Origin of the sequence: Nostoc sp. (genome assembly GCF_036917415.1) — a bacterium.
In the GTDB taxonomy this organism is placed as follows: Bacteria; Cyanobacteriota; Cyanobacteriia; order Cyanobacteriales; family Nostocaceae; genus Nostoc.
This window is the reverse complement of sequence record NZ_JBALDJ010000116.1, coordinates 99,152-125,428: the sequence shown is the minus strand read 5'-3', so window position 1 is coordinate 125,428 and position 26,277 is coordinate 99,152. Positions and strand designations below refer to the sequence as shown.

The following is a 26,277-nucleotide window of genomic DNA, read 5'->3' as shown; positions in this document are numbered from 1 at the left end:
TCGCATCAAATTTATCACGGAACAGTATTTGCAGGGGAAATCAAGTAAACTCATTTTGTTTGTCATTTGTCCTTTGTCATTTGTCCTTTGTGAATAACCAATGACTAATGACTAATGACCAATGACTAATGACTAATGACAAAATAACTATGACTTACCGAAATCCTACACCGACAGTTGATATCATCATTGAACTTGTAGATCGACCTCATCGGCCAATAGTGTTAATTGAAAGACATAATCTACCTTTAGGTTGGGCTATTCCTGGTGGGTTTGTAGATTATGGGGAAGCGGTGGAAGTGGCGGCGCGGCGAGAAGCTGAGGAAGAAACGGGTTTACAGGTGGAGTTGGTTGAACAATTACTGGTGTATTCTGACCCCGATCGCGATCCGCGTCAGCATACGATTAGTATTGTGTTTTTGGCGACAGCTACGGGGGAACCTCTGGCTGGAGATGATGCTAAGGGTGTAGGCATTTTTGAGTATTGGTGTGTGCCTGGTAATTTATGTTTTGACCACGATCGCATTTTGCGCGATTATTGGCGATATCGGCATTATGGGATACGTCCGAGGTTGGGGTAAGAGGGACGAACCGCAGAGGCGCAAAGGGCGCAAAGGAAGAGGGGAGAAAAATATCGGGAATTTTCTACTATACAGTTTGGGTAAATGTTCTCTAGAAATCCGTTGGTGTTGGAAGGCTGTCAAAGCCAAGATTCTAAAGCTAAGGCTTGCACCTGTTGTATCCTTTTAAAATCGCTGTCCCCTGAGACAATGGTGAGGTTATAGTGCAGAGCAGTTGATGCGATCCACAAGTCGTTATCGCTAAAACCCAAGTCTTGAACTGTAAACTTTCTCCGCTTTGCTTTGTCTTTGGGGCCAAAATATTCGACAATTTCTCCTTTAAGGCTACCGTAAACATCGGCAACCCCTCCACTAATGGGATAAAGATCGATGGTTTGCAGAAAAGTTATGACAAAGCGAAGATTTACTTCTTGTTGAGAAGACTTTTGCACCATATAAAGGAGTTCACCTTGCACAATCACGCTAGTTGCAACTCCTAAGCCGATGTGTTCTTGTAATCGACGGATGAGGTTTGTTTCTCCGAAAATGATGCGGCTACAATGGTTGGTATCTAGGAGGTACGTCACTAAAATTCAGCCTGGGAACGGGTTTTGTAAACTAGCTGCAAGCACTCTTCAAAATCATCTCCTTGCCAGGTTCCGGCAAATTTTAGTAAGTCTTCTGCTTTAGAGCCTCTAAGAATTGGTGTTGCTTCCTGTATTTCCGGTTTTGTTTTCTGATTGGAAGTATCATCATTTTTTTCCGTTGACAGGTCAAGAGATATTTCCTCGGTTTCTGGTTTTGTCTTGAGAAAACGCAAAAAATCTAGTGTTTCAGCTAGTAGAACATCTGAGGATGATTCAATTTCTTGGAGCAGTAGTTCTTTAATATTCATCCTGGTTTATTCATAAATAATGTTTTGCAGTCTGTTGTAACAGTATTATACGAGTGCGGTCGAGATGCAGACCTGACTGGTGCGATAATGCCAGATGGAGAAGTCTACAAGTTGATCGCAGCTGAGGCAGAAATTGGTAAACAGGAAACATCGTTAGAGAAAGTAATATCTATGATCCGTAAAGTAATTAATACTGATAACGCACCCGCACCAGTGGGCCCTTATAATCAAGCGATCGCAGCTTCAGGTCAATTTGTATTCATTGCTGGACAAATTGCCATCGATCCTCGCCTTGGTGATGTCGTCTACACTGATGATGTCAAAAAGCAAACTGAGCAAGTATTAGCTAATCTTGAAGCCATCCTCACAGCAGCTGGGGCGACTTTCCAAGATGTGGTGAAAACCACTGTATTTTTAGCTGATATGAATGATTTCGCGGCGGTGAATGCCGTTTATGCTAAATATTTCCCAGAAGATACAGCCCCAGCGCGGGCTTGTGTTCAGGTATCGCGCTTACCTAAAGATGTGTTGGTGGAAATTGATGCGATCGCTGTAATTGGCGGTTAAAAGGAACGTATCAATGAGCAAAATCTTAACCTTGAATAACTTTACACAACATCTCTAAGGTTGCTCTTTATATGTTGGTAGTTTCCTGCCCATTTGACAAACACTTCATCGTCAGAAGTTTCGCCTTGGTTATATTTGGCAAAAAAATCTTCTGAATTTATTTGGTACTTTATTTCATAGGTATTTAACTGTTTGATAAGGGCAATCAGCGCATCTAGGGGAGATGTATATTCGATGATTTGTTTACGCATTGATTTCTACATTCAGTTTCATCGTTAATTATCTCTCAACAAACGCGTTCACGAAGTGACTCTGAAAGAGTATCGCCTCTATAACTTTGGGAATACTGAAATTAAGTACCCTAAAGGAGTATTAAAAATGTCAGAAAATCGTATCAGTGCCAGTTTAGCTCCAGCAGATAAAGAAGCAGTCATGCAGGCGATCGCTACAATAAGAGAAAAGTTACCGTTTTTGGTAGATTTGACCACCGACGAACGGCGAACAATGTTGAAGATGGGAGATAAAAGTCGGGCTTTTGTAAGCAAAGCTTTAGAAGTAGCAACACAAAACCCTAACTTTTTGCCCCGTTCTTTTGATTTGGAAGAGATGCGCCGAGATTTAGCGCTGTTTGAATCGTTGTATCCAGTGCTTTTGTCTCTAACGCAACTGCAAGAATTGGTGGATGATACCTGTATAGCCTCTGCTAGCGAAGCCTATGCAGCAGCATTAGCAGTTTATAGCTATGCCAAAGCTAGCGGTGATGTCACAGGTTTAGATGGAGTAATAGATGAGATGGGACGCAGGTTTAACCGCCGTTCTAAGAAAAAGCAACCCGAAGTACCAGTTGGCTAAAGCTTAAAATAGGTAATCATACCAGTTGTAAAGTTACTAAAATACACATAATTTGTAGGGGCATAACATTGTTATGCCCTTTTCGCGTTTTATATCCAAAGATTCTTGAAACCCGCACAGGCGGGTTTTGTCTGTGTAGCCGCGATTTTTATAGTGCATCTCGTTAATCTAAAATACACTTTGACCTCTCTCCAAACCTCTCTCCTAAAAGGAGAGAGGCTTTGAATCTTACTCCCCTTCCCTTGTAGGGAAGGGGCTGGGGGTTAGGTCTATATTAGACTCCACCGATAAGCGCTAATTCGCCAAGGCATTTTTGAGCCTCAGAAGGTCAACATTGAGCCTCAGAAGGTCAACATCGAGCTTCAGAAGGTCAACATCGAGCTTCAGAAGGTCAACATTGAGCCTCAGAAGGTCAACATCGAGCCTCAGAAGGTCAACATCGAGCTTCAGAAGGTCAACATCGAGCTTCAGAAGGTCAACATCGAGCTTCAGAAGGTCAACATCGAGCCTCAGAAGCTCAACATCGAGCCTCAGAAGCTCAACATCGAGCCTCAGAAGCTCAACATTGAGCCTCAGAAGGTCAATGCATAAAAATTAACTAAAAAAAATTTCATAAATTCCGAAATCCACTTTATATATTTAGTAGTCATTCTGTAGGCATTAGCACCTCAAAATTGAATCTTGTAATGAACCCACAAAACAAGCCCAAGAACCTACAAGATATTATTAAACAACGTCAGCAATTAGGTTTTGTGGGTCGTGAAGACCAAACCAATCAATTTCGCCAAAATCTGGCATTGCATGTAGAAGACGATCGCCGTCGTTTTTTGTATAACATTTGGGGTGAAGGCGGGGTTGGTAAAAGCACACTTGTACGACAGTTTCGCAAAATTGCTGAAGAAGCAAAAAATATTACGGCTTATATAGATGAAGCTGAAAAAACTGTACCAGAAGTTATGGGTCGTCTAGCTGAAGACTTGGAACGGCAAGGTCACAAATTGCCGCAGTTTACCGAACGCTACAAAGTTTACCGTCAGAAGCGCCAAGAATTAGAAACCGATCCAGATGCTCCTCAAGGTTTTTCGGCTTTTGTAGGCAAAACTGTAGTTAAAACTGGTGTGCGTCTGGCGCGCCACGTTCCCGTTGGCGGTGCTGTATTTGACTTTGTAGATGGAGATGCTTTAGCTACCCAAGCCGGAGAATGGGCATCTTATGTTGCGAAGAAAATCACAAATAAAGATGAGGTGCGCTTAATTCAAGAACCTGTGGAAGTCCTCACCCCACTATTTTTACAAGATATTTTTAAAATTTGTGAGAAAACTGCTATCGCCTTGTTTTTTGATACTTATGAACGCATCGGGGAATTCTTAGATAACTGGTTACGAGAAATTCTAGAGGGTCGCCACGGTCAAGTATCTTTCAATATATTGATAACTATTGCTGGTCGGCAGGAATTAGATGAAAATCTTTGGACAGGCAATGAGGGGTTAATGTTTTACCGCTTAATAGAGCGATACACGGAAGCTCTACAAGACTTTGACTGCGCCATTGGACTTGACCCCAAATCTGCCTGGGTGATCATAAATCGCGGTGAAACTTACCGCTCAATGGAGCGTTACGCAGAAGCACTACAAGATTTTAACCACGCCATTGAACTTGACCCCAGAGTTGACTGGGCGATCGCAAATCGTGGTGAAACTTACCGCTTAATGAAGCAATACACGGAAGCTCTACAAGACTTTGACTGCGCGATTGAACTTGACCCCAAATATGCCTGGGCGATCGCACATCGCGGTGAAACTTATCGCTCAATGAAGGGATACACGGAAGCTCTACAAGACTTTGACTGCGCCATTGAACTTGACCCTAAAGATGCCTGGGCGATCGCACGTCGCGGTCAAACATACCTGATGCTTAAATTGTATAATGAGGCTTTTGCAGATTTCAATTACGCTATTGATTTAGATTCTGACAGTAATTGGTATTTATATAATCGCGCTTTAGCCTACCTAGCCCTTAACCAACCAGACAAAGCACGAACTGACCTAGTGCTTGCCATCAAGCTTGCTAAACAGCATTACGAAAAAGATACTAAAGACTGGCGTAATGCCTTTAATTTAGCTCTTTACTACTTGGCTGCTAATTATACTCAACCAGCAGAGCAGTTATATCGCTATGCCTTATCTAAAGGTGCTTCTTCAGAATCTATTCGTGAAGCTATCCAAGACTTAAATAACTTTTTAACTGTCTTCCCTGACCATTTGCAAGCTACATCCATGCGACAGTTGTTGCAGTCTTCTCTAACTTAGACCATATAATTTCCAGTAGAAATTGTGAAGCGATGCCTGCGGTGGGGGCTACGCCTACGCCTTTACAACTTTGCCCTTCTAAGGGACTTCCAAATAAAAAAATATTCCAAAACTGACGCAAAAATCCTCTTAATCTCTCTTCTCTCTGTGTTCTCTGCGTCTCTGTGGTTCGTTTTTTGGGATAATTTATTTCTTGGAAATCCCTAATGAGAGGCTGTAGGCGATCGCTCAATTCAATTGCATAGAAATGTTAAAGATTTTGCCTTTTTCATGACAAAGTGCGACGGTCTACCATAGAGACGGTGACACAAAAAATAAAACCATACTTGGATGATTAAAAATGAAATCAACAGACGAAAGAGAACAGTTAATTAAAGATATAAACGTACTATTACATCAAGCTTACGACAGTACTTTAGATGAAATTTACGCCCTCTTAAAAAGAATCGATGATGTAGACGACGAAGAAGACTTAAAAGCCATTAAAGAAGCTAGGGAAGATATACGCATTAATGGTACTGTGTCTTGGGATGAAATTCAAAACGAAATCAGAAATGAAATAAACAAGGATGTTGCGTGAGTTACGAAGTTAAATTTTCAAAGGTTGCGAAAAAGCAGTTTAGGAAATTACCTTTAGATGTACAACAGCGCATACAAACTAAAATCAACGACTTGGCAATAGAACCGCGTCCAAACGGGGTAAAAAAATTACAAGGGGATGATACTTCATATCGTGTTCGAGTAGGAGATTATCGAGTTGTTTATGAAGTAGATGATGATGTTTTGATAGTAACTGTAATTAAAGTAGGACATCGTAGCGAGATTTATAAAGATGAAAGTTAGCACAAGTCCATGACTTGGTGCATTAGGATAGATAGTGCTACCAATAGTTGCGATCGCTAAACCTAATTGCATATAAATATTAAGCGATCGCAATTCTGTATCCCTACGGTATCAGCCAGGTAAAAACGGGATTTATCTAAATCCACTCAAATCCTTGTGTGGCTAAAAATTCTTTAGCCGGTTCCAAAATATCTTTGCTTAAAATCAGGGTGACTTTTGGAGAACTAAGATACAAACGAAAACGCTTAATAAGAAATAGTTGGTTAGCAGGTTCAATTTTCCTAATGGCACTCCAGGGAATTAACAACGGCGTAAGTCCAAAGCTAAACAACGGGAAAATACTCAGATAAATCCCTTGAGGAGTTATACCAACATTTAAAGTTCCTTTGTAGTCTACCAACCCCACACAACCGCTTTGCATTCGCGAGAAGTTTTGTGGCGGCGCTTCTTTCATGCGGTAGAGTTTAGCGAGGCGATTCCAGTCATGACGGAATAAAAAAATCATGACTATCGTGGAAAATGTAAAAAAAACGATGTATAACCACTGAGGGGTATGTGGCATTTGTTTTTAAATCATTGATGATTGACGCTTCAACTGTAAGCGATGTCTAACGACAAGTCTCTTGGCGCCTACGTATTCATCAATCAACTACATTCCCTTGAATTTTTCCAAATTATGGGAGCATCCCAGTTAAAAATTACTTAATAAAAATCCTATTCATTCAAAAAACTGGCCTTAATTAAAGCCAGTTTTTTGATTTTATTGCAAACTTCTAGCGGACTTAGGGCCGAGTATTAACGGAACACACTTGAGAAGATATTATTAAGCTTTCTCATTAAAATGTCAAGATTTTATGAATTATTCCCCCAAAGTTTGCCATTATATATCGCAACTTCCCTTAAATTTTCAGGCTGTGCTGATAAATTTTTGTCGCCAAAATGCTGATTCATCAAGGCGGGAACTTGTGTAGCTTGAATTCGACTATGGCGTGTTTTATCTGGCATAACTAAATTCGGCCCAGCTTTACAGTTCTTCATACAACCAGTGCCCTTGATTGTAACTTGGTCTTCTAAACCGCGATCGCTTAAAGCTGCCTCCAACGCCTGACAAACTGCTTTACCACCGCGTTTCATACAATCAGACTTTTGACACACCAAAATCGTGGCCTTAGTCTTAGCTGGTTTTACCTTGACATCATCAATAGATGGGGGTTCTTGTCGTGCAGCGATGGTTTTAACTGCCGCTATTTCAGAACGCGCCGCCATCACACGTTCAGCTTTCAGTGTAACTTTGTCTTTTTTTATATCGTATTCTTTATAACCAACAACTTGTAGCCAAGTACCTGTTGGTAGCCGCAAGTCAAAAGCAGCCCGTAAATGTTTAGCGAGTTTAATGTAGCATTCACCCTCATGAGTAGCCAGCAGTAAACCTTTCAGCTTATAGCCATCTTTAATAACAAAATCTATAAATCTGCCCTCAAGGCAAAATTGTGATACTTCCATATTGTTAGATCCACCCATTTTTTAACCTCCTTTTAATTAATACAAGCTATCAAGCAAGATATTCTCAGCAGCTAAAAATTATAACTGTTAGTAGCGACTTTTCCAGCAACACTCAAGAGTCCAAATCTGGTCTTGACGAGAGGCTGTAAATCGCCGTACTACACTCCAAAGTTGAACAGCCGCAGTCAGATTGCTAATTTCAACTTTTAATGGCTGGTTAGCCGCACAACTACAGGGAATGTCTAACTCCTCTAGACGTTGATAGACTTGCCAGCGATCTACCCAATTCACCTCTACAAGGTGGTTTATTTCTATTTCTGAACTATACGATTTCAAGAGAATTGCCCTCAAAGTGCAACAAACTTGCAGTAACTACCACCATTTAACTCCCTGCTTTTTGAAAGTCTTAGTAGTCTAGCCTCTTAAAACCAGCATACCTTAAGTGCAAACAATTCTCATTAATTTTGAAAAAAAAATAAAATTTTTGCAATCATCCTATGAGGGAGATCGGGGAGATGACCAGGACAATTAGGGCAAGGAGGTATTTACTCCCCCATCTACCCTCACCGAAACAGTGCTGAGTGCTGAGTAACGAGTGCTGAGTAAAAAAGTAATAATTGCACTCAGCACTTTATGTTTGAAGCCACGGCTTTTAAGCCAAGGAAAAAGAAATAAATATTTATTTCGAGGAGAGTGCAACAAGAAATAATACGTCCAAGATCAATCCCCTAGATTTATCTATGGGGTTACTCTAAGCTGAGGCACTATAAGCCGAGGCACTCCTGAATTTCTAGAGTATGTATGCATACTTAACTTTTCATGTCAATAGTAATGAAAAATATACACAGCTAGATGAGCGTGCCATAATCCAGCAAACGAGAAACTTAAGACTTTTAGTAAACAAAAATACAAAATCTTGTGATGGCAAATTGGCTTGCTCTTATTGTGAAAATGTTAATATGTAAACAATGAGCTGTTAAAATCTATAATTGCTAAATAGCGAGGAGAACAATGTCTGAAACGCAAACTTTGTTACGGAATTTTGGTCATGTATATGACAATCCTGTGTTGCTGGATCGCAGTGTAACTGCTCCAGTTACAGAAGGATTTAACGTTATATTAGCTAGTTTCCAGGCACTGTACTTGCAGTACCAAAAGCATCATTTTGTAGTTGAAGGCTCAGAATTTTACTCTCTGCATGAGTTTTTTAACGAAAGCTACAACCAAGTACAAGACCACGTTCATGAAATTGGCGAACGTTTGGATGGACTGGGTGGTGTGCCAGTAGCTACCTTCAGCAAATTAGCAGAATTAACCTGTTTTGAGCAAGAATCTGAAGGCGTATATTCCTCTCGCCAAATGGTGGAAAACGACCTAGCTGCCGAACAAGCAATCATTGGTGTAATTCGTCGTCAAGCTGCTCAGGCAGAGAGTTTAGGCGATCGAGGCACACGCTATCTGTACGAAAAGATTTTGTTGAAAACTGAGGAACGTGCATATCATTTATCTCACTTCCTCGCTAAAGACAGCTTAACTTTAGGGTTTGTCCAAGCAGCTCAAAGCTAAAATTCTCATAATCTAGATTTGTCTACCTAGACTCAAAGAAAAAGTTGGCAGTCCAACTATTAAAATATTATAAAAAATGGCAGAGAATGGCATACCTAATTTCTCTGCCATTTTTCATCTAAGTAAACATATTTATATAATCTTTAACGTTGAAAATATTTAGCAATTAGCTAGTTAAGATAAATTTTTATCTAAGTAATTTATTTGTGCATAAATAAGCAGACAGATAGATACCAAAATAAATCATCATTTATCGCAAGGTTCATCAGATTAAATAATAAAGATTCGCAAAAGCTTTATAAATTTGAGGATCGTAATTAAATAAAATTAGAAATACAAAATAATCATTGGGCATTGGGCAAAACAGTTCCGAGTTTCGAGTTCCGTTAGCGGAAGCGGGGCGTTTAGCCCGTGCTGAGTAAAGAAGTGAGATTCCCCACTCAGCACTCCTGAAGGGCATTGGGTATTGTTTATTAATTATTCTCCCCTGCTCCCCCACTCCCCAGTCCTTCCTGTCATCAAACTTAGAAAACTTAATAATAAAAAGCACCATAGGGGGTAAAGACCCTTAAAATGATCAGGATTTGTATTCTCGTATTCCAAGGCAACGACTATGCCCCGCCGTGACGACCTCCGGAAGATTCTACTGTTAGGCTCTGGCCCAATTGTGATTGGACAAGCCTGTGAGTTTGACTACTCTGGCACTCAAGCCTGCAAAGCACTCCGAGAAGAAGGCTATGAAGTGGTTTTGGTCAACTCTAACCCTGCAACGATTATGACCGACCCGGAAACGGCCGATCGTACTTACATTGAGCCGCTAACTCCAGAATTGGTCGAAAAAGTCATCGAAAAAGAACGCCCCGATGCTCTACTACCAACGATGGGAGGACAAACTGCCCTCAATCTCGCCGTTGCTTTAGCCAAAAAAGGGGTGTTGGAAAAGTACGGCGTTGAGTTAATTGGCGCTAAACTCCCAGCGATCGAAAAAGCCGAAGATCGAAAGCTGTTTGGTGAAGCAATGGCAAGGATTGGGGTAGCTGTTTGTCCTAGCGATACAGCCGAATCTTTAGAAGAAGCCAAAGCTGTTGCCCGCCAAATTGGTACTTATCCTCTAATTATTCGTCCAGCTTTCACAATGGGTGGAAGTGGCGGCGGCATTGCCTACAACCAAGAAGAATTTGAAGAAATGGCACAGGTAGGTATAGATGCCAGTCCTGTTTCGCAAATTCTCATTGACCAGTCTTTACTCGGCTGGAAAGAATATGAACTCGAAGTGATGCGTGACTTGGCAGATAACGTGGTGATTATCTGTTCCATCGAAAACCTTGACCCGATGGGCATTCACACCGGAGACTCTATTACCGTCGCTCCCGCGCAAACCCTTACTGATAAAGAATATCAAAGGCTGCGGGATATGGCAATTAAAATCATCCGCGAAATCGGTGTGGAAACTGGCGGTTCTAATATTCAATTTGCTGTCAATCCGCTTAATGGCGATGTGGTTGTAATTGAGATGAACCCCCGCGTTTCCCGCAGTTCGGCTTTATCTTCCAAAGCTACAGGTTTCCCCATCGCTAAAATGGCCGCAAAATTGGCTGTGGGCTACACCTTGGATGAAATTAAAAATGACATCACCAAGAAAACTCCCGCATCCTTTGAGCCGACAATTGACTATGTGGTGACAAAAATCCCCCGCTTCGCCTTTGAAAAGTTCCCCGGTTCCGACCCAGTGCTGACAACCCAAATGAAATCAGTCGGGGAAGCAATGGCAATTGGGCGGACGTTCAACGAATCCTTCCAAAAGGCACTGCGATCGCTCGAAACCGGACGCGCTGGTTGGGGTTGCGATCGAGCCGAAAAATTACCCAGTGGCGAGCAAATTCGCGCCCAACTGCGGACACCTAACCCCGATCGCATTTTCTCCGTGCGCCATGCCTTGCAACTAGGGATTAGTGCTGAGGAAATCTACGAACTGACTGGTATTGACCCGTGGTTTCTAGATAAATTTCAACAACTGCTAGATGTCGAGAAATTTCTCAAGCGGACACCTTTACAGCAATTGACAAAAGAGCAATTTTATGAAGTGAAGCGGGACGGATATAGCGATCGCCAGATTGCTTACGCCACCAAAGCCACTGAAGATGAAGTTCGCGCCTACCGCAAACAACTAGGAATCATCCCAGTTTATAAAACAGTAGATACCTGCGCCGCTGAGTTTGAAGCCTTTACCCCCTATTACTATTCTACCTACGAAGAAGAAACAGAGGTTTTGCCTGTAACCAAGCCAAAAGTGTTGATTTTGGGTGGTGGCCCCAACCGCATTGGACAGGGAATTGAGTTTGATTATTGTTGTTGTCACGCCGCCTATGCCTTGAAGGATGCGGGGTATGAGACAATTATGGTCAACTCTAACCCAGAGACAGTTTCGACAGACTACGATACCAGCGATCGCCTTTACTTTGAGCCGTTAACAAAAGAAGATGTCCTTAATATTATTGAAACTGAAAATCCAGTTGGGGTGATAATCCAGTTTGGTGGGCAAACACCGCTAAAGCTGGCTCTCCCATTACAAGAGTTTCTCAGCAATGACACTTCAGAACTCCTCACTAAAATTTGGGGTACATCACCCGATTCCATCGACATGGCAGAAAACCGGGAGCGGTTTGAAAAGATTCTCCAACAGTTGAATATTGCCCAACCGCCTAATGGTATTGCGCGGAGTTATGAAGATGCGTTGATTGTCGCTAAACGTATTGGGTATCCGGTGGTAGTGCGTCCTAGCTATGTGTTGGGGGGACGGGCGATGGAAATCGTTTATTCCGATGCTGAGTTAGAACGCTACATGACCTTTGCGGTACTAGTGGAACCAGAACATCCGATTTTGATTGATAAGTTTTTGGAAAATGCGATTGAAGTTGATGTTGATGCGATCGCCGATCGTACAGGAAGGGTGGTGATTGGTGGCATCATGGAACACATCGAACAAGCTGGGATTCACTCAGGAGATTCCGCTTGTTCCTTACCTTCCATTTCCCTATCACCAGCAGTTCTCAATCAGATTCGCACTTGGACGATACAGCTAGCACAAGCATTATCAGTCATAGGATTGATGAATATTCAGTTTGCTGTTGTCGGCGCAAGCAGCTATTCTCCCCAAGTTTACATTCTAGAAGCTAATCCCCGCGCTTCCCGCACAGTGCCCTTTGTATCTAAAGCAACAGGCATACAATTAGCAAAACTAGCATCTTTAATTATGTCAGGGAAAACCTTAGAGGAGCTATATTTCACAGAGGAAGTCATTCCCACATATATTGCTGTCAAAGAAGCTGTATTACCCTTTAATAAATTCCCAGGAACTGATACAATATTGGGCCCAGAAATGAGATCCACTGGTGAGGTGATGGGGATTGACAGCGACTTTGGCCGTGCCTTTGCCAAAGCGGAATTGGGTGCTGGGGAGCGTTTACCACTGACGGGAACTGTATTTGTATCAATGAGCGATCGCGATAAAGCTGCTGCAAGTAGTGTGGTGAAGGAATTTATCGATTTGGGCTTTACAGTGATGGCTACCCTTGGTACACGCCGAGTTCTTCTGGAACAGGGGCTAAATATTGAATTAGTGTTAAAACTCCATGAAGGTCGTCCCCACGTCCTGGATGCGATCAAAAATCAGAAAATCCAACTTATTATCAACACACCTTCAGGGGAAGAAGCCCAAACTGATGCTAGGTTAATCCGCCGCACAGCCTTAGCTTACAAAATTCCGATCGTTACTACCATCGCCGGTGCAAAAGCTACCGTCGCCGCCATCCGTTCCTTACAAAATACGACTTTGGACGTGAAAACCATCCAAGATTACTGTGCGAAGGAGTAGAGAATAGGAAGTAAGGGAGCAGGGGAGAATAATTAATAACTAATGCCCAATGCCCATCAGGAGTGCTGAGTGCTGAGTGCTGAGTGGGGAATCTCACTTCTTTACTCAGTACGGGCTAAACGCCCCGCTTCCGCTAACGGAACTCGAAACTCGGAACTGTTTTGCCCCATGCCCAGAAAAAATTAAACAATTGTTAGAAGAGAATGAATATAGTTCTCATTGAGATACTTTAACAAATATGAGGAAAATTATTTGAAGCAGATAATTTCTTAAATTGACTTTTAGTCAGCCTTAAGATAGAGGGCAATGTTGGATGAACTGGAAAAACCAGGAAATTTCATGTCGCCATCTAGCCAAAATCTTCTCATAAATGTTACAATTGTTAATAAGACTTCCATAAAACAATGTTTAAAAAGCAACCTTTTATCTAACTGTAGATACTTGTGAAAAGTAGGAAATAACTGTAGTTTTAGCAGTTAAGAAGCCTAAATTTGATTATTATGAGCAGCCGAGTTTCTCAGGCGCGTAAGTTGCAAACCATAGTACAGGTTCCCAGTCTGACTGGGTAGCACCCTAATAAATAAAGAAAGCATCTATCCTTTAATGACCCTACCGCCAACCCCATCATTACCAAAGAGTAGCGCCATGAAGACCGCTCAGACAGCCACAGACCTCGTGCGGACTTACCTGCGTGAGATTGGCCGTGTGCCACTCTTAACCCACGAGGAAGAGATTTTCTATGGTAAACAGGTGCAACGTTCCTGCGCTTTGCACGACTCAAGGGAATCTCTTGCCACGCAGCTAGGTCATCAACCGACTCTAGAAGAGTGGGCCAAAGCAACAAACCTAGAACCAGCAGAGTTGAACGAAGCGATCGCAGATGGTGAAATTGCCAAGCGCAAGATGGTAGAAGCCAATTTGCGGCTGGTAGTCTCCGTTGCCAAAAAATACATTAAGCGCAACGTCGATTTACTGGACTTGATCCAAGAAGGTAGTATTGGTATGCAACGGGGCGTAGAAAAGTTTGACCCCACCAAAGGATATAGATTTTCTACTTATGCCTATTGGTGGATTCGGCAAGCTATTACTCGTGCTATAGCCGAAAAAGCTCGTACCATTCGGCTGCCGATCCATATCACTGAAAAATTAAATAAGATTAAAAAGGCACAGCGCCAATTGTCTCAAAAGTTGGGACGCGCTCCGACGGCTGGGGAGCTAGCTCAAGAATTAGAATTGACGCCCAAACAAGTACGAGAGTATTTAGAAAAGGCGCGTTTGCCTCTTTCCTTGGATTTGCGGCTGGGTGATAACTACGACACCGAACTTGGAGAAATGCTGGAAGATCCAGGAGCTTCTCCCGAAGAGTTTGTTATGCAATCTTCGCTATCTTATGACTTAGATCGCCTGATGGGCGATCTCACGCCACAACAGAGGGAAGTAATCACACTACGCTTTGGCTTAACTGATGGGCAAGCCCTGACTCTGGCTAGAATTGGTGAAATACTGAACATCAGCCGAGAACGAGTCCGACAAATTGAACGGGAAGCTTTAAGCAAACTTCGCAAGTCTAAAGCCAATATGGATGAATATTTGGCAAGTTAGGAGTAAGGAGTGATGAGTTTTTAATTAACTCCCCACTCCTTACCTATTTATTGGGGTGAGAAAATACGCTGACTTTGGTACGGTTACACCTACTTCCACTCTGACGCTAGGCTGTTACATTAGTTGACAGGAAGACAAAATAACTAAGTCAAATCCAAAACAGACATTTAATATTTAAATCACAAGCACCGCAGCTAATAGTGGTAGTTAAGGAGCTAAAAAATGAGTAACTCATCCAATCGTGTCTCAGAATTTTTTAATAGCGAATCAGAAACTAACGATTTATTATGGCAGTACGTTAAATCCTTGAGTCCAGAGACAGTTACCCAGCTATCCAAACCCACGTCTGCCGAAGTCTTTCAAGTCATGGAACGGAATATTACAGGACTATTAGGTAATCTACCTTCAGAACACTTTGGTGTTACTGTAACCACAAATCGGGAAAATCTAGGTAGGCTTCTTGCTTCTGCGATGATTAGTGGTTATTTCTTGCGTAACGCTGAACAGAGAATGAATTTTGAAATGGCTCTACAAGGATCTGAAACCGACAACAGCGAAATTGACTAGAAATGTAAAATTTGGGAAATTCAATCAATATTGTTGGGCTGATAGCTAGTCATAGTTACGGCGATACGAATTGAAAATAAGTCTCTGCGAAATATTTGCTGCTAATTCTCGATCATACATCAGCTAAGTTTTTTAAAATATCCAAAATAGTGGCGAATTAAGATTGAAATTTAAACGCAAAGGAACGCGGAGGTTGGCGCAGAGTAACGCGGAGTCTTTGATTTCGCTTCTCTGTGAACTTCTGTAATTTTTTGATTAATTCAATCAATTATATCAATTATATGATGTCCAGCTAGTTAATTATAATTGCTGAACTTATGGAGAAACCATAAAAATTTTTCCGCTCTAACGCTCTGCGGTCTTAATTAATAATAAGTTTTTAATTTGATACGATATTAAAGGCATATTTATAAATTATTAATGTTAATGCACATTTGTTGACCTTTGCAATAAATCTAAACTCGGCAGAGTTACAACTAGTCTGCCGAGTTTTGTTATTAGTCAAGAGTCAAAATTCAGGAATTTTTTCTCTACTCCCCATCCAATTATGAGTGAAACCAGTTCTTTCCCACCCCATAAAATCATTGGTGTTGCAGTAATTTGGAATGACCAAAAGCAAATTTTAATTGACCGCCGTCGTCCAGAAGGAGCGATGGGTGGTTTATGGGAATTTCCTGGTGGTAAAATAGAGCTTGGTGAAACCATTCAAGAATGTATTCAACGGGAAATTTCTGAAGAACTGGGAATAGTAATTGAAGTGGGAGAGCATCTGATTACTATTGACCACAGCTATACAAACTTGCGCGTTACTCTCACAGTACATCACTGCCGACATGTTACAGGTGTTCCCCAAGCTTTAGAATCCGATGAAATTCGCTGGGTAACTTTGGAAGAACTGGAGCAGTTTGCTTTTCCGAAAGCAAATACTCAAATTATTGCTGCATTAAAAGGGAGCAGGGGAGCAGGGGAGCAGAAGAGAATAATTAATAACCAATGCCCAATGACCAATGACCAATGACTAATGACCAATGACTAATGACTAATCCCGTAACAATCTATTAATTGCATCAGGTTGAGTCCCGCAATTTTCTACAATAGGCGCAGGGACTTTGATTTAAGGTGTCAGCAAATAAATGCCTAAAACCGTTGCCGATGTGATGAGCCGCGATCCTATTGTTGTCCGGGAGGAAACTCCACTCAAGGAAGCTATCCAAATTCTTGCAGAACGCCATATCAGCGGACTACCTGTTGTGGACGATCTCGGTAAATTGGTAGGCATTATCTCGGAAACCGATTTGATGTGGCAAGAAACTGGTGTTACTCCACCTGCGTACATTATGTTTCTTGATAGTGTTATCTATTTAAAAAATCCTGCTACGTATGACCGTGATTTGCACAAGGCTCTAGGGCAAACCGTCGGGGAGGTGATGAGTAAAAACCCGATCGCTATTTCCCCTGATAAAACTTTAAAAGAAGCAGCTACAATCATGCACGATCGCAGCGTTCACCGCTTGCCAGTACTTGATAGTACAGATCAAGTAATTGGTATTCTTACTCGTGGTGATGTTATTCGGGCAATGGCTGCTAGTCAAGATTAGTCAGCTGTCATTGGTCATTGGTCATTGGTCATTAGTCATTAGTCATTAGTTCTTGATACTTAACTGTTGACTTTTGACTCTTTTTTATACATTTGAAAATCAAGGATAACTAAATGAGTATTACTCCGGAGTCTGTTAAGCAATTGCTCAGTTCTGAGGATTTAGGCGATCGCTTACGTGCTGTAAATCAAATCCGCCAATTGGAACCTGCGGTTGGCTTTGAATTAATTCAAAGTGCGATTGGCGATCGCAATTCCCGTGTCCGTTACACAGCAGTGAGTCAAATGGATACACTTGGAACCCAAGATTTACAGCGATCCTTGGAGATTTTGCGCGATCGCTTACTTAATGACTCCGAAGTAGATGTACAAGCAGCAGCAGCAGACTGTTTGGGCGCTCTGAAGTTACATGAAGCTTTTGAAGATTTACAGCAGTTGTATCATACAACTGGTGAATGGCTAATACAATTCAGTATTATTGCTACATTAGGAGAGTTGGGCGATCCACGAGCCTTTGAACTACTCAAAGAGGCACTCTCATCAGAAAACGAATTAGTTCAAACTGCTGCTATTAGTTCTTTGGGTGACTTGGGAGATGTACAAGCTGTTCCTCTGTTAGCTCCCTATGCTACCAATCCAGATTGGCAAATTCGTTACAGACTTGTACAAGCCTTGGCTCGTTTGGATAATCCAGAAGCCAAATCTATATTAGAAACTCTGGCTAATGATGAAGTAGAAGCGATCGCAAGTGAAGCCAAAAATTCTTTGCAGTCAGTTTAAGTCTATCTAATACCATTTCTTTGTGAGCCTGCGCCAAACTTTTTTAACTTTTTTCTCTGTGTCCTTTGCGTCCTTTGCGGTTCGTTTTTCTTTCTTGTACTTATGGTTTAGCGCATCTTCATACAGAATTGGTATAAGGTTAAGAAAATTCACCTTTAATATAGATTTGTCTGACGGGATAAAAAAATCGACCTGGTTGGTAAATTTTGCATTCCAGCCAGATCGAATAGACCAATTAGAGTTACTTTTAGCAATTAAAAGTAACTTTTTTATATTTAGGATCGGACTATTGAATGACACTTTTGCGACGGCGAGACATAACCATGCCAGCACCAACTAAACCTAAGCCTAGCATTGTGGTTGGCTCAGGAACGCTAACTGCGTTAAGAGTTAAGTGGTAAGTGCTTGTCTTTCCAGAAAGAGAAGCGCCCAAATTGCCTGTCGCAATAGTTTTTCCATTGAAATTAAATTTCCCCGTAATCCCATCCAATATTACGTCATTAATGTCAGTACCCGATTTCCGAATTCTGGTAACTACAGAATCATCTAAGTCAAAGCTAAGAAGCGCAGTAGTACTACCCAGGGTTCGCGATCCGAAATTAATGAATGGAGTGTAAACGCCTGTAGAGTATGTAGCTGTTGTGCCTGATAGATTAGCTATCTTGGTTAAATTTAGAGTGTTAATGGTAATACCTGCGCCTGGGTTTAAATTTGGTGAGAAGGCTGTAAAATCACCATCAGTATCAACACCGTCAACATCGACAAATTTAATGCTAGTCTTAAGTGGATTAATTCCATCATTAGGAACGATAGATGTACCATCAAGACCAATACTCCCATTCAGGCTTACAGCTTGAGCTGAACCAGCAGATGTAAAAATCCCAGCACTAACCAAGGGAATTGCAAAAGTAGCAGCCAGAGTCGCGTTTACTAATTTAGATTTTAAACTAATCATGATCCTTTAAGAGTCCTAATAATAACCTAGAACAGAGAAATTGATTGCTTGACCTTTACTATCAGTAATCTATTTAAAATACTGTCAGCGAAAGCGAAACTTGTGTGATGTATTTCTTATCTCCATAAAATCACATAGACTTAGAACCTGCAATATTTACTGAGTGATCTTCATCACATCTTCAACTAATAAATAGTCTTCATAAAATTTTCATTTCTTACATATCTGCGCTTCGTATATCTCTTACTCTCTAGGGTTTAAATTATTGGCAATAGCTCTGACTTTAATAAAAACTATCTGCGTGATGGTAAAAATAAATATTTTTTTATACTTAAAATTACTCAACCATATTTTAGAACAATGGAGTATGCAGTGTACCTATAATCTTTCTAGTTGCCAATATTTAGTGAAACGGTTCCTCTCATAGAATAAATGGGAGGAACTGCTGTATTTGTTTACTATGGATAGTCTTTGCGCTCAAATTGAATGTTTGTAGTAAACAGCTAATTGCTAGCTATTACTAATGTTCTCAAATCTGTCAGATTTTTCAAATGCTAAGAGCCAAATACCTGTGGCCAGGTTGTTACAACAAAAACTACAACTGCGGCGATCGCTAACAACCCTTGAATCAAATTTCCAACCAAAGACCCGACTATAATTCCTATACCTGCTTTAACCGCTAACCCTAATTCACGTCGGTAAAGATACTCACCAATAATTGCTCCCAAAAGCGGGCCTAGTAAAATTCCTAACAGTGGCCCCCCAAAAGGTAAAGTTGGCAATAATCCCAAAAATCCTACCACCAAACCAACAATTGCGCCAATTTGCCCCCACTTGCTAGCTCCAGCTTGTTTTGCTCCCACATAGCTAGCTAAAAAATCTACTCCGACACTGAGCAGTAAAACTATAATTGTCACAATTAGTGGAATTTTGATAGCTGTAAAGGAACTAGTAACGATTCCCCAGATGATAATTGCAATTAAAATTAAGCTGCTACCGGGAATGGCTGGAACTACAGCACCAATAATACCCACAACCATTACAGCAACTAATAGCCAATAAATAATTTGCATAGATCAATTGTAGATTTTCAAATTTTCTCATAGAGGCGCACATCTGCGCACTCCTACTGTTTATTCTATCTGGGTAAGATAGCGAAAAATGCCTAGTACACTGTGGTGCAAGTTTGCCTAATGCTTCTAAACTGCTATTTAAAAGCTCAAAACCCATGACGAGAAAAATATTAACTGGACTAAGTTCTGAAGCCTACGAGCACCCCTTTGATCGCAAAGCCTTGGCTTCTTTGCAAAATATGCCCGGTGTTTCCCTACTACTCAAAAAAATTAACGAATACGGTATCGATCGCCTACTAAGACTGCAAAGCCTTGGTAGTGAAATCAGAATTTCGCCGCGTAATTTTGCCGAATTACATCAAGCATTTGTAGAAACCTGCCAAATTCTTGATGTTACTCCACTTCCTGAATTGTATCTATTTCGAGGCACAGGTCACATTCAAACCTACATTGTTGGCGTGGAAAAACCCCTTGTCGGTATCAATTTAGATGCAATGGAGTGGCTTGGCGTAGATGAGTTGCTTTATGTTTTCGGACACGAAATCGCTCGCATCAAGAGTAAGCACATGATTTATCACCAAATGGCAATTGTTATGCCAACGTTGAAAAATTTGTTGAGCAGTACCACACTGGGAGTCGGTGGCTTAGTAGCTGGTGGAATGGAACTAGGTTTGTATAATTGGCGGATGATGGCTAGGTTCACTGCCGATCGGGCTGCAATGCTTGCTTGTCAGGATATTGATGTAGCAACTACTACATTGATGAAACTCGCAGGTTTGCCAGATGAGTATTTGACTACTGCTGTAATGGAAGATTTTCTCGTCCAAGCCCGTGAGTTTGCATCCAATAACTTTGATAGTATAGATAAAGTCACCAAAATATTAAGCTATACAGAGCCTGGGCTTTCTTGGGTAGTTATGCGGGCTGGCGAGTTATTGAAATGGGTTGATTCAGGAGCTTATGATAATTTAATTCAACAGACAAATTTAAAGACACCGGAAGAACTAGAAGAAAAAGAAGGAAAAACACCAGAAGAAAAGGAAGGTTGGAATTTTTTGACTTCTTGGTGAGTTAATAATTCGTAATTCGTAATTCGTAATTAACTTATAGATACGAGCAAGTCAATTTTGAGGTAGTAATTACAATTACGAGTTATTCTCACAGATGACAAACCTAAATTTAGATTAAGTCGCTTGGTTGGATAAATTCGAGCGAAGAGTAACGCCTAGCTTATCAGCTATTCCGGCAATCCAGTTTTCATCTTGTTTGGTGTAACTTCGAGGAGCATTTGCTCCCAAAATTAATGCACCTTGGTTGCCAATAGGTTGACAAATTACACCTTGAGTATTTTCTGGTAAATAATCAAATTCAAACCTACCTGGATATATTTTTAGAGCAACTAGATAAATCGGTTTTTGTTTTTCGAGTACCTGTTTTAAGATTACTCCTGGCACAACTTCAGATTTAGTACCCAGAATCCCGCGACGCAACAAAACTTTACCTTGATAAAAAACCACAAGCGATCGCGTTACTGTGTTAGTCAACAATAAATGAGATGCCCAGGCTAGCTCTGTTTTTACGGATTCTGGTAAATCTGCTGCTAGTACAAAACCTTCTTCTCCAATTAGTTCTACAATATCAGGCGATCGCGGCTGAACTTGCTCCCAAATTAAACCCGTCAAAATTAACACCGCACTCAAAATCACGCCCACGACATCACCACGCGATTGAGACTGGGTTAATTCCGGTGTTAATAAACGGTTAATCAGTAAAAGCACAGCGCCTAGCCCACCCACGACAATGGGTAGACGCCGCAAAACTCGATTTGGATCGGGTTTAGTCATTTGTCATTTGTCATTTGTCATTGGGCATGGGTTATTCTCCTTGTCCCCCTGCCCCCTGCTCCCCTGCTCCCTCATCCTCACTCCTCCCCTGGTTCAATAATTCGCTGGAAAAGATAACCAGTACCCCGTGCAGTGAGAATCAATTCTGGGTTGCTAGGATCATCTTCTAATTTTGCCCGCAAACGTGATATATGCACATCTACTACGCGGGTATCTACATGACGTTCTGGCGTATAACCCCATACTTCCTGCAAAATTTCCGAACGAGAAAAAGCTTCTCCAGAGCGACTGACTAACAACTCTAACAAGCTGAACTCCATACCCGTCAATCGAATCCGCTCATCGCCTTTGTAGACTTGTCGCTTATTTGTATCGATTTTAATATTAGCGACATGGATTACCCCAGAACTGGGAATTCCAGAAGCACCGTTTTTATCTACTCGCCGCAGCACCGAGCGAATCCGGGCTTCTAGCTCTTTAGGGGAAAATGGTTTAACTACATAGTCATCAGCACCTAATTCTAATCCGGTGATGCGATCGGCGACATCACCCAAGGCTGTTAGCATAATAATGGGCACATCTGATTCTTTTCGTAATTCTTGACATACACCATAGCCGTCTAGCTTTGGCATCATTACATCTAAAACTACCAGGTCAGGCTCTGTTTTGCGAAAAGTATCCAAAGCTTCTTCCCCGTCGCCAGCCGTCACTACATCGTAGCCAATCATGGAAAGGCGTGTTTCCAAAATCCGGCGAATGCTGGCTTCGTCGTCTACCACCAAGATTTTTTCTTTATGGCTTTCCAAGTTTCTCTAGGCTCCTTGACTAAAAATTCACATGATTAATTTTTAATACCATAATATTAAGATATCATTCCATGAATTGATTTGGAAAAAGCTCTAAATACCACTATTATTAGTTTTTAGTTTTTTTCAAGAATTAAGTAAATATTAAGATTATTTAATAAGATTTGAGAATGGCAAAGCCAAAAACTTTTTACACTTGTAACGAATGTGGAGCAGAATCGCCCCAGTGGTTTGGTAAGTGTCCAGCTTGCGGTACTTACAACTCTCTAGAAGAACAAATTTCTATTCAATCCTCAGTAGATGTACCCAGTCGAGGGGGAGTGAGTAGTTGGCAATCAGCTCAAGGCAATGGCAAATCTCACGGTAAACCAGCTAAAGCGCGAGCCTCTTTAACATTCGATCAAATTACCGATCGCCAAATTGCTCGTTGGGAGTCTGGTTATGGAGAATTAGATCGAGTGCTTGGAGGTGGGGTTGTCCCTGGCTCTATGGTGCTGATTGGTGGCGATCCAGGTATTGGTAAATCGACTTTATTGTTGCAAGTATCCAATCAATTAGCACAGAAATATCGCATCCTTTACGTAACTGGTGAAGAATCGGGACAGCAGGTAAAATTACGAGCTTCCCGTTTGGGAGTATCAAAAACCCTAAGTGTGGTAAACGAGGATCAGGTAACAGTAGTAGATACTACACTTCCTATAGACCCTGACAGTATAGGTGCAGATTTATATGTACTGCCAGAAACAGATTTAGAAGAAATTTTACGGGAAATAGACTCTCTCAAACCAAATGTGGCGGTGATTGATAGTATCCAAACAGTGTTTTTTCCGGCGCTGACTTCTGCACCAGGTTCAGTAGCTCAGGTACGGGAATGTACCGCAGCACTGATGAAAGTGGCGAAGCACGAAGATGTCACCATGCTGATTGTGGGACACGTCACCAAAGAAGGAGCGATCGCCGGGCCAAAAGTTTTAGAACATTTAGTCGATACGGTGTTGTATTTTGAAGGCGATCGCTTTGCCTCCCATCGGTTATTACGGACAGTCAAAAACCGCTTCGGTGCAACTCACGAAATTGGCATCTTTGAAATGGTGACAGATGGATTGCGAGAAGTTGCCAACCCCTCAGAGTTATTTTTAGGCAACCGTGACGATCCAGCACCAGGTACTGCCATTGTCGTGGCTTGCGAAGGCACTCGCCCGATTGTTGTAGAATTGCAGGCTTTAGTGAGTCCTACCAGCTACCCTTCCCCTCGGCGTGCTGGAACTGGCGTAGACTACAACCGCTTAGTGCAAATTCTCGCCGTCTTAGAAAAACGAGTGGGAATTCCCATGTCCAAGTTAGATTCTTACGTTGCTTCTGCGGGTGGATTGAATGTGGAAGAACCTGCGGTAGATTTGGGAATTGCGATCGCAATTGTAGCTAGTTTCCGCGATCGCATAGTCGATCCCGGCACAGTATTAATCGGTGAAGTTGGGTTAGGTGGACAAGTGCGATCGGTTTCCCAAATGGAACTGCGGTTGAAAGAAGCAGCTAAATTGGGATTTAAACGAGCGATCGTCCCTAAAGGACAAAAATTCCCCGATCTTGATATCGAGATTTTACCCGTTGCCAAAGTAATAGATGCGATTATTGCCGCCATCCCGCATCAAGAATTGACAGCCGACGATTTAGAACCCGATGAAGATGAGTAATTATAGCTGCCCTTCTTAAGGGGGGTTGGGGGATCTAAAACAGTCAAACACCAGCGTAAAATCCGCGACTTTAACACCACCTCAAAGGACAATCCACCATGACAACCCTCACCCAAGACTACCAAATCACTTGGGAAAAACTACCCGATGATTACAAACTCCCCGACGATCCAGTGGACAACATCAACCAACCAGTCTTAGCTGCGGCACTCACAGAAAGCCTACAATTAGCCGGAAAAATTTCAGCTAACGCCCTAACAACAACTAATTACGGCATTTGTGCGACTCTAAACAACAAAATGGTCATTAAAGCTCCTGATTGGGCTTTCATTGCCAAAATTAATGTTAGTAGAGAAGAAGTAATACGCAGTTACACACCTCAATTACAAGGTGACATTCCCGTAATTGTGATGGAATTTGTTTCCGATACACAGGAGACAGAATATTCTATCAAAGCGACATATCCCCCAGGAAAATGGTTTTTCTACGAGCGCATCTTAAAAGTGCCAAACTACATTATCTTTGAGCCAGATAGCGGCAGTTTTGAGATGTATCGCTTACAGAACACAGAACAGTATATTTTGCAAGAGCCTGATGAAAATCAACGCTACTGGATAGCAGAAATGAATCTTTACCTTGGGGTGTGGCAAGGTACTCGTGAAAATCGCCCAGGAAACTGGTTACGGTGGTGGGATGAACAAGGAAACCTTTTGCCTTGGGGTTCTGAGTTAGCTCAACAAGAACGACAACGCGCCCAACAAGAACGACAACGCGCCCAACGACTAGCAGCACAATTGCGAACGGCAGGAATTGAGCCAGAAGTGTGATGAAATTTTTTAGGAAAAATTGAAAGCCATCGATCTCCGATTTGTTTGACCAGCCGAGGATCTTACTCACAAATGATTAGTAGGGCTAAATACCAGTTGTTAGGCAAGACGAGGGTTTAACAACTGCGATCGCCATAGGTTGATTACGATTGAATACACTGCTTATTTTAGGCTGCATCAGCAGCGCCTTAGATCTTTCTTGACACAAGACGGAGTTTTGCGTGTGCCAAAATAAATACCAATAAAACTACGGTTTTTATCTATGGTGTGGAATCTAGGGCAGCAGTTATTTGGCGATCGCTACATAATCGAGAGAAAATTGGGTGAAGGTGGAATTGGCATCACCTATCTGGCAAATAATCGACGCGGTGAATTGCGAGTCATCAAAAGTAAGTAAGACTGGCAAACAATAAAAACAACATGAAAGCATACGAATTCCCAGCAAATATCGTCTTCTATTGAAGAATAAAAGATATGACTTCTTCTCCCCACTATATTCCTCAATCTGATCCCCCACTTCCTCCTTGGGAAACTCTGCCAACGATGTATGATTTACCAAGTGACAACCCAGAGGAACCAGGCTTACCAGACGATTTTCACTTTTTACAACCCTTACTTTTATACCTAACTTTTCAGCCCATTAACTGGAATTCAGAACTAGTTTACAGTGCGGCTGACCTTAATCTCTACTATGATTTACAGCATCCTTTGTGGTATAAGCGCCCAGATTGGTTTGGTGTACTAGGTGTAGGAAAATTATATAAAGGGCAAGACTTACGGTTAAGTTATGTAACTTGGCAAGAGCCAGCAAATCCGTTTGTGGTTATTGAGTTATTATCTCCAGGTACAGAAGACGAAGATTTAGGCACAAGAAGAGAAAGTGCAGCAGATAAACCTCCTAGCAAATGGGAAGTTTATGAGCGAATTTTGCGGATTCCCTACTATGTTGTATTTAGTCGCTACATTAATGAACTCCGGGCATTTCAGTTAGTAGGCGGTCATTATGAACCGATGAATTTGACCGAAGGGCGCTTACTAATGCCAGAGATAGATTTAAGTTTAGGCTTATGGCAAGGTTCATTTCGAGATATTGAAAGGTTGTGGTTAAGGTGGTTTACTTTGACGGGAGAATTAATTCTTGCACCTACAGAGGAAGCTGCTGCTGCAACTGAACGAGCTATTATTGCAGAACAAGAAGCTGCTCAAGCCAAACGAAAAGCAGAACAATTAGCAGAACGTTTGCGTCAGTTAGGTGTGAATCCTGATGAACTAGATGAATTATTGTAGTTTCAAGAGCATTAGATGATACGCAGCATAATTTTCTGCTTTTGAGGAATCACCTGCACTGAAAACTTTGATAGCCGATGCCGAAGCAGCTATCTGATAATGATATAGGTTCTCAGAAAGATTAATTTTTGAGAGCGATCGCATATTTAGCACTTGAAATACATATAATATTCCTTTCAGCAAGTCTATAGCAACCTCAGTTTTTATGAAAAACCATGATGTCACGCTATATCCTTACTGTTCCTCAACGCAGTTTCAATTGGGTTACTAACGGGA

Annotated in this window: 27 protein-coding genes and 2 pseudogenes; 18 read left to right on the top strand and 11 right to left on the bottom strand. The window is 41.6% G+C overall.

Annotation, left to right across the window (positions count from 1 at the left end):
• The first annotated feature begins 149 nt into the window (after positions 1-149).
• Positions 150-581 (top strand): NUDIX hydrolase, encoded by a 432-nt coding sequence (locus V7K41_RS27870; RefSeq protein WP_334853675.1) that lies wholly within the window; start codon positions 150-152, stop codon positions 579-581.
• Positions 582-700: 119 nt separating this feature from the next.
• On the opposite strand, the gene V7K41_RS27865 is transcribed toward V7K41_RS27870, so the two are convergent.
• Together V7K41_RS27865 and V7K41_RS27860 are read right to left on the bottom strand one after the other, a co-directional pair.
• Positions 701-1,147, bottom strand: a complete 447-nt coding sequence (locus V7K41_RS27865) for a type II toxin-antitoxin system VapC family toxin (RefSeq protein WP_334853496.1) — start codon at positions 1,145-1,147, stop codon at positions 701-703.
• On the bottom strand, positions 1,147-1,455 hold the full coding sequence (locus V7K41_RS27860) for a hypothetical protein (protein ID WP_334853494.1): 309 nt from the start codon (positions 1,453-1,455) through the stop codon (positions 1,147-1,149). The genes V7K41_RS27865 and V7K41_RS27860 overlap by 1 nt, the downstream gene beginning before the upstream one ends.
• 63 nt (positions 1,456-1,518) lie before the next feature.
• On the opposite strand from V7K41_RS27860, the pseudogene V7K41_RS27855 reads away from it, so the two are divergent.
• Positions 1,519-2,022: pseudogene (locus V7K41_RS27855) on the top strand (RidA family protein); the annotation flags it as partial.
• Between the two features lie 41 nt (positions 2,023-2,063).
• Here the strand turns inward: V7K41_RS27855 and tumA are convergent.
• A complete protein-coding gene (tumA, locus tag V7K41_RS27850) occupies positions 2,064-2,273 on the bottom strand; it encodes an antitoxin TumA (RefSeq protein WP_334853492.1) in 210 nt (69 codons plus the stop codon).
• A gap of 127 nt (positions 2,274-2,400) precedes the next feature.
• Between tumA and V7K41_RS27845 the strand changes: the two genes are divergently transcribed.
• The 4 genes from V7K41_RS27845 (at position 2,401) to V7K41_RS27830 (ending at position 6,026) form a co-directional block, all read left to right on the top strand.
• On the top strand, positions 2,401-2,874 hold the full coding sequence (locus tag V7K41_RS27845) for a hypothetical protein (RefSeq protein WP_334853491.1): 474 nt from the start codon (positions 2,401-2,403) through the stop codon (positions 2,872-2,874).
• Between the two features lie 686 nt (positions 2,875-3,560).
• Complete coding sequence (locus V7K41_RS27840; protein ID WP_334853489.1) at positions 3,561-5,183, top strand: tetratricopeptide repeat protein; 1,623 nt, start codon at positions 3,561-3,563, stop codon at positions 5,181-5,183.
• 340 nt (positions 5,184-5,523) lie between these two features.
• Complete coding sequence (locus V7K41_RS27835; RefSeq protein WP_334853487.1) at positions 5,524-5,763, top strand: hypothetical protein; 240 nt, start codon at positions 5,524-5,526, stop codon at positions 5,761-5,763.
• Positions 5,760-6,026: a type II toxin-antitoxin system RelE family toxin gene (locus V7K41_RS27830; protein ID WP_334853485.1), complete on the top strand. Its 267-nt coding sequence runs from the start codon at positions 5,760-5,762 to the stop codon at positions 6,024-6,026. The genes V7K41_RS27835 and V7K41_RS27830 overlap by 4 nt, the downstream gene beginning before the upstream one ends.
• 136 nt (positions 6,027-6,162) lie before the next feature.
• Here the strand turns inward: V7K41_RS27830 and V7K41_RS27825 are convergent, their stop codons facing one another.
• The 3 genes from V7K41_RS27825 to V7K41_RS27815 form a co-directional block, all read right to left on the bottom strand.
• Positions 6,163-6,531, bottom strand: coding sequence for a hypothetical protein (locus tag V7K41_RS27825; RefSeq protein ID WP_334853483.1), 369 nt, complete (start codon positions 6,529-6,531; stop codon positions 6,163-6,165).
• Between the two features lie 347 nt (positions 6,532-6,878).
• The gene (locus V7K41_RS27820) at positions 6,879-7,547 is read right to left on the bottom strand and encodes a (2Fe-2S) ferredoxin domain-containing protein (protein WP_334853482.1); all 669 of its coding nucleotides are present in this window, start codon (positions 7,545-7,547) and stop codon (positions 6,879-6,881) included.
• Positions 7,548-7,616: 69 nt separating this feature from the next.
• Complete coding sequence (locus tag V7K41_RS27815) at positions 7,617-7,865, bottom strand: Asr1405/Asl0597 family protein (RefSeq protein WP_292866551.1); 249 nt, start codon at positions 7,863-7,865, stop codon at positions 7,617-7,619.
• A 675-nt stretch (positions 7,866-8,540) separates the two neighbouring features.
• On the opposite strand from V7K41_RS27815, the gene V7K41_RS27810 reads away from it, so the two are divergent.
• The 7 genes from V7K41_RS27810 (at position 8,541) to nblB (ending at position 17,515) form a co-directional block, all read left to right on the top strand.
• A complete protein-coding gene (locus V7K41_RS27810) occupies positions 8,541-9,095 on the top strand; it encodes a Dps family protein (RefSeq protein ID WP_094331591.1) in 555 nt (184 codons plus the stop codon).
• Positions 9,096-9,708: 613 nt separating this feature from the next.
• Positions 9,709-12,969 (top strand): carbamoyl-phosphate synthase large subunit, encoded by a 3,261-nt coding sequence (carB, locus tag V7K41_RS27805; RefSeq protein WP_334853480.1) that lies wholly within the window; start codon positions 9,709-9,711, stop codon positions 12,967-12,969.
• 645 nt (positions 12,970-13,614) lie between these two features.
• Entirely contained in the window at positions 13,615-14,571 is a 957-nt protein-coding gene (locus V7K41_RS27800) for an RNA polymerase sigma factor, RpoD/SigA family (protein ID WP_334853479.1), read from the top strand.
• A 222-nt stretch (positions 14,572-14,793) separates the two neighbouring features.
• A complete protein-coding gene (locus tag V7K41_RS27795; RefSeq protein ID WP_334853478.1) occupies positions 14,794-15,138 on the top strand; it encodes a DUF760 domain-containing protein in 345 nt (114 codons plus the stop codon).
• A 547-nt stretch (positions 15,139-15,685) separates the two neighbouring features.
• Entirely contained in the window at positions 15,686-16,156 is a 471-nt protein-coding gene (gene mutT, locus V7K41_RS27790) for an 8-oxo-dGTP diphosphatase MutT (protein ID WP_334853476.1), read from the top strand.
• Positions 16,157-16,271: 115 nt separating this feature from the next.
• Positions 16,272-16,736, top strand: coding sequence for a CBS domain-containing protein (locus V7K41_RS27785; protein WP_334853474.1), 465 nt, complete (start codon positions 16,272-16,274; stop codon positions 16,734-16,736).
• 113 nt (positions 16,737-16,849) lie between these two features.
• Entirely contained in the window at positions 16,850-17,515 is a 666-nt protein-coding gene (gene nblB / locus V7K41_RS27780; protein ID WP_334853472.1) for a phycobilisome degradation protein NblB, read from the top strand.
• A 286-nt stretch (positions 17,516-17,801) separates the two neighbouring features.
• Here the strand turns inward: nblB and V7K41_RS27775 are convergent, their stop codons facing one another.
• Both V7K41_RS27775 and V7K41_RS27770 read right to left on the bottom strand, forming a co-directional pair.
• Positions 17,802-18,470 (bottom strand): PEP-CTERM sorting domain-containing protein, encoded by a 669-nt coding sequence (locus V7K41_RS27775; protein WP_334853470.1) that lies wholly within the window; start codon positions 18,468-18,470, stop codon positions 17,802-17,804.
• A 554-nt stretch (positions 18,471-19,024) separates the two neighbouring features.
• Positions 19,025-19,543 carry a DUF456 domain-containing protein gene (locus V7K41_RS27770; protein WP_334853468.1) on the bottom strand — a complete coding sequence of 173 codons (519 nt, stop codon included), beginning with the start codon at positions 19,541-19,543 and terminating at the stop codon, positions 19,025-19,027.
• Between the two features lie 155 nt (positions 19,544-19,698).
• On the opposite strand from V7K41_RS27770, the gene V7K41_RS27765 reads away from it, so the two are divergent.
• Entirely contained in the window at positions 19,699-20,613 is a 915-nt protein-coding gene (locus tag V7K41_RS27765) for a M48 family metallopeptidase (protein ID WP_334853466.1), read from the top strand.
• Between the two features lie 114 nt (positions 20,614-20,727).
• Here V7K41_RS27765 and V7K41_RS27760 read toward each other — a convergent pair whose 3' ends face one another.
• Both V7K41_RS27760 and rpaB read right to left on the bottom strand, forming a co-directional pair.
• Positions 20,728-21,387: a cofactor assembly of complex C subunit B gene (locus tag V7K41_RS27760; protein ID WP_334853464.1), complete on the bottom strand. Its 660-nt coding sequence runs from the start codon at positions 21,385-21,387 to the stop codon at positions 20,728-20,730.
• A 77-nt stretch (positions 21,388-21,464) separates the two neighbouring features.
• On the bottom strand, positions 21,465-22,193 hold the full coding sequence (gene rpaB / locus V7K41_RS27755; RefSeq protein WP_292866575.1) for a response regulator transcription factor RpaB: 729 nt from the start codon (positions 22,191-22,193) through the stop codon (positions 21,465-21,467).
• A gap of 170 nt (positions 22,194-22,363) precedes the next feature.
• On the opposite strand from rpaB, the gene radA reads away from it, so the two are divergent.
• The 4 genes and pseudogenes from radA to V7K41_RS27735 all read left to right on the top strand — a co-directional run bounded on the left by radA (position 22,364) and on the right by V7K41_RS27735 (position 26,001).
• Positions 22,364-23,887: a DNA repair protein RadA gene (gene radA / locus V7K41_RS27750; RefSeq protein ID WP_334853462.1), complete on the top strand. Its 1,524-nt coding sequence runs from the start codon at positions 22,364-22,366 to the stop codon at positions 23,885-23,887.
• Between the two features lie 98 nt (positions 23,888-23,985).
• Positions 23,986-24,714 carry a Uma2 family endonuclease gene (locus V7K41_RS27745; protein ID WP_334853460.1) on the top strand — a complete coding sequence of 243 codons (729 nt, stop codon included), beginning with the start codon at positions 23,986-23,988 and terminating at the stop codon, positions 24,712-24,714.
• Positions 24,715-24,976: 262 nt separating this feature from the next.
• Positions 24,977-25,105 (top strand): annotated as a pseudogene (locus tag V7K41_RS27740) (serine/threonine protein kinase); the annotation flags it as partial.
• An 83-nt stretch (positions 25,106-25,188) separates the two neighbouring features.
• Entirely contained in the window at positions 25,189-26,001 is an 813-nt protein-coding gene (locus V7K41_RS27735) for a Uma2 family endonuclease (RefSeq protein WP_334853456.1), read from the top strand.
• Here the strand turns inward: V7K41_RS27735 and V7K41_RS27730 are convergent.
• A complete protein-coding gene (locus V7K41_RS27730; RefSeq protein ID WP_334853454.1) occupies positions 25,993-26,226 on the bottom strand; it encodes a hypothetical protein in 234 nt (77 codons plus the stop codon). The genes V7K41_RS27735 and V7K41_RS27730 overlap by 9 nt on opposite strands.
• Between the last annotated feature and the right edge of the window lie 51 nt (positions 26,227-26,277).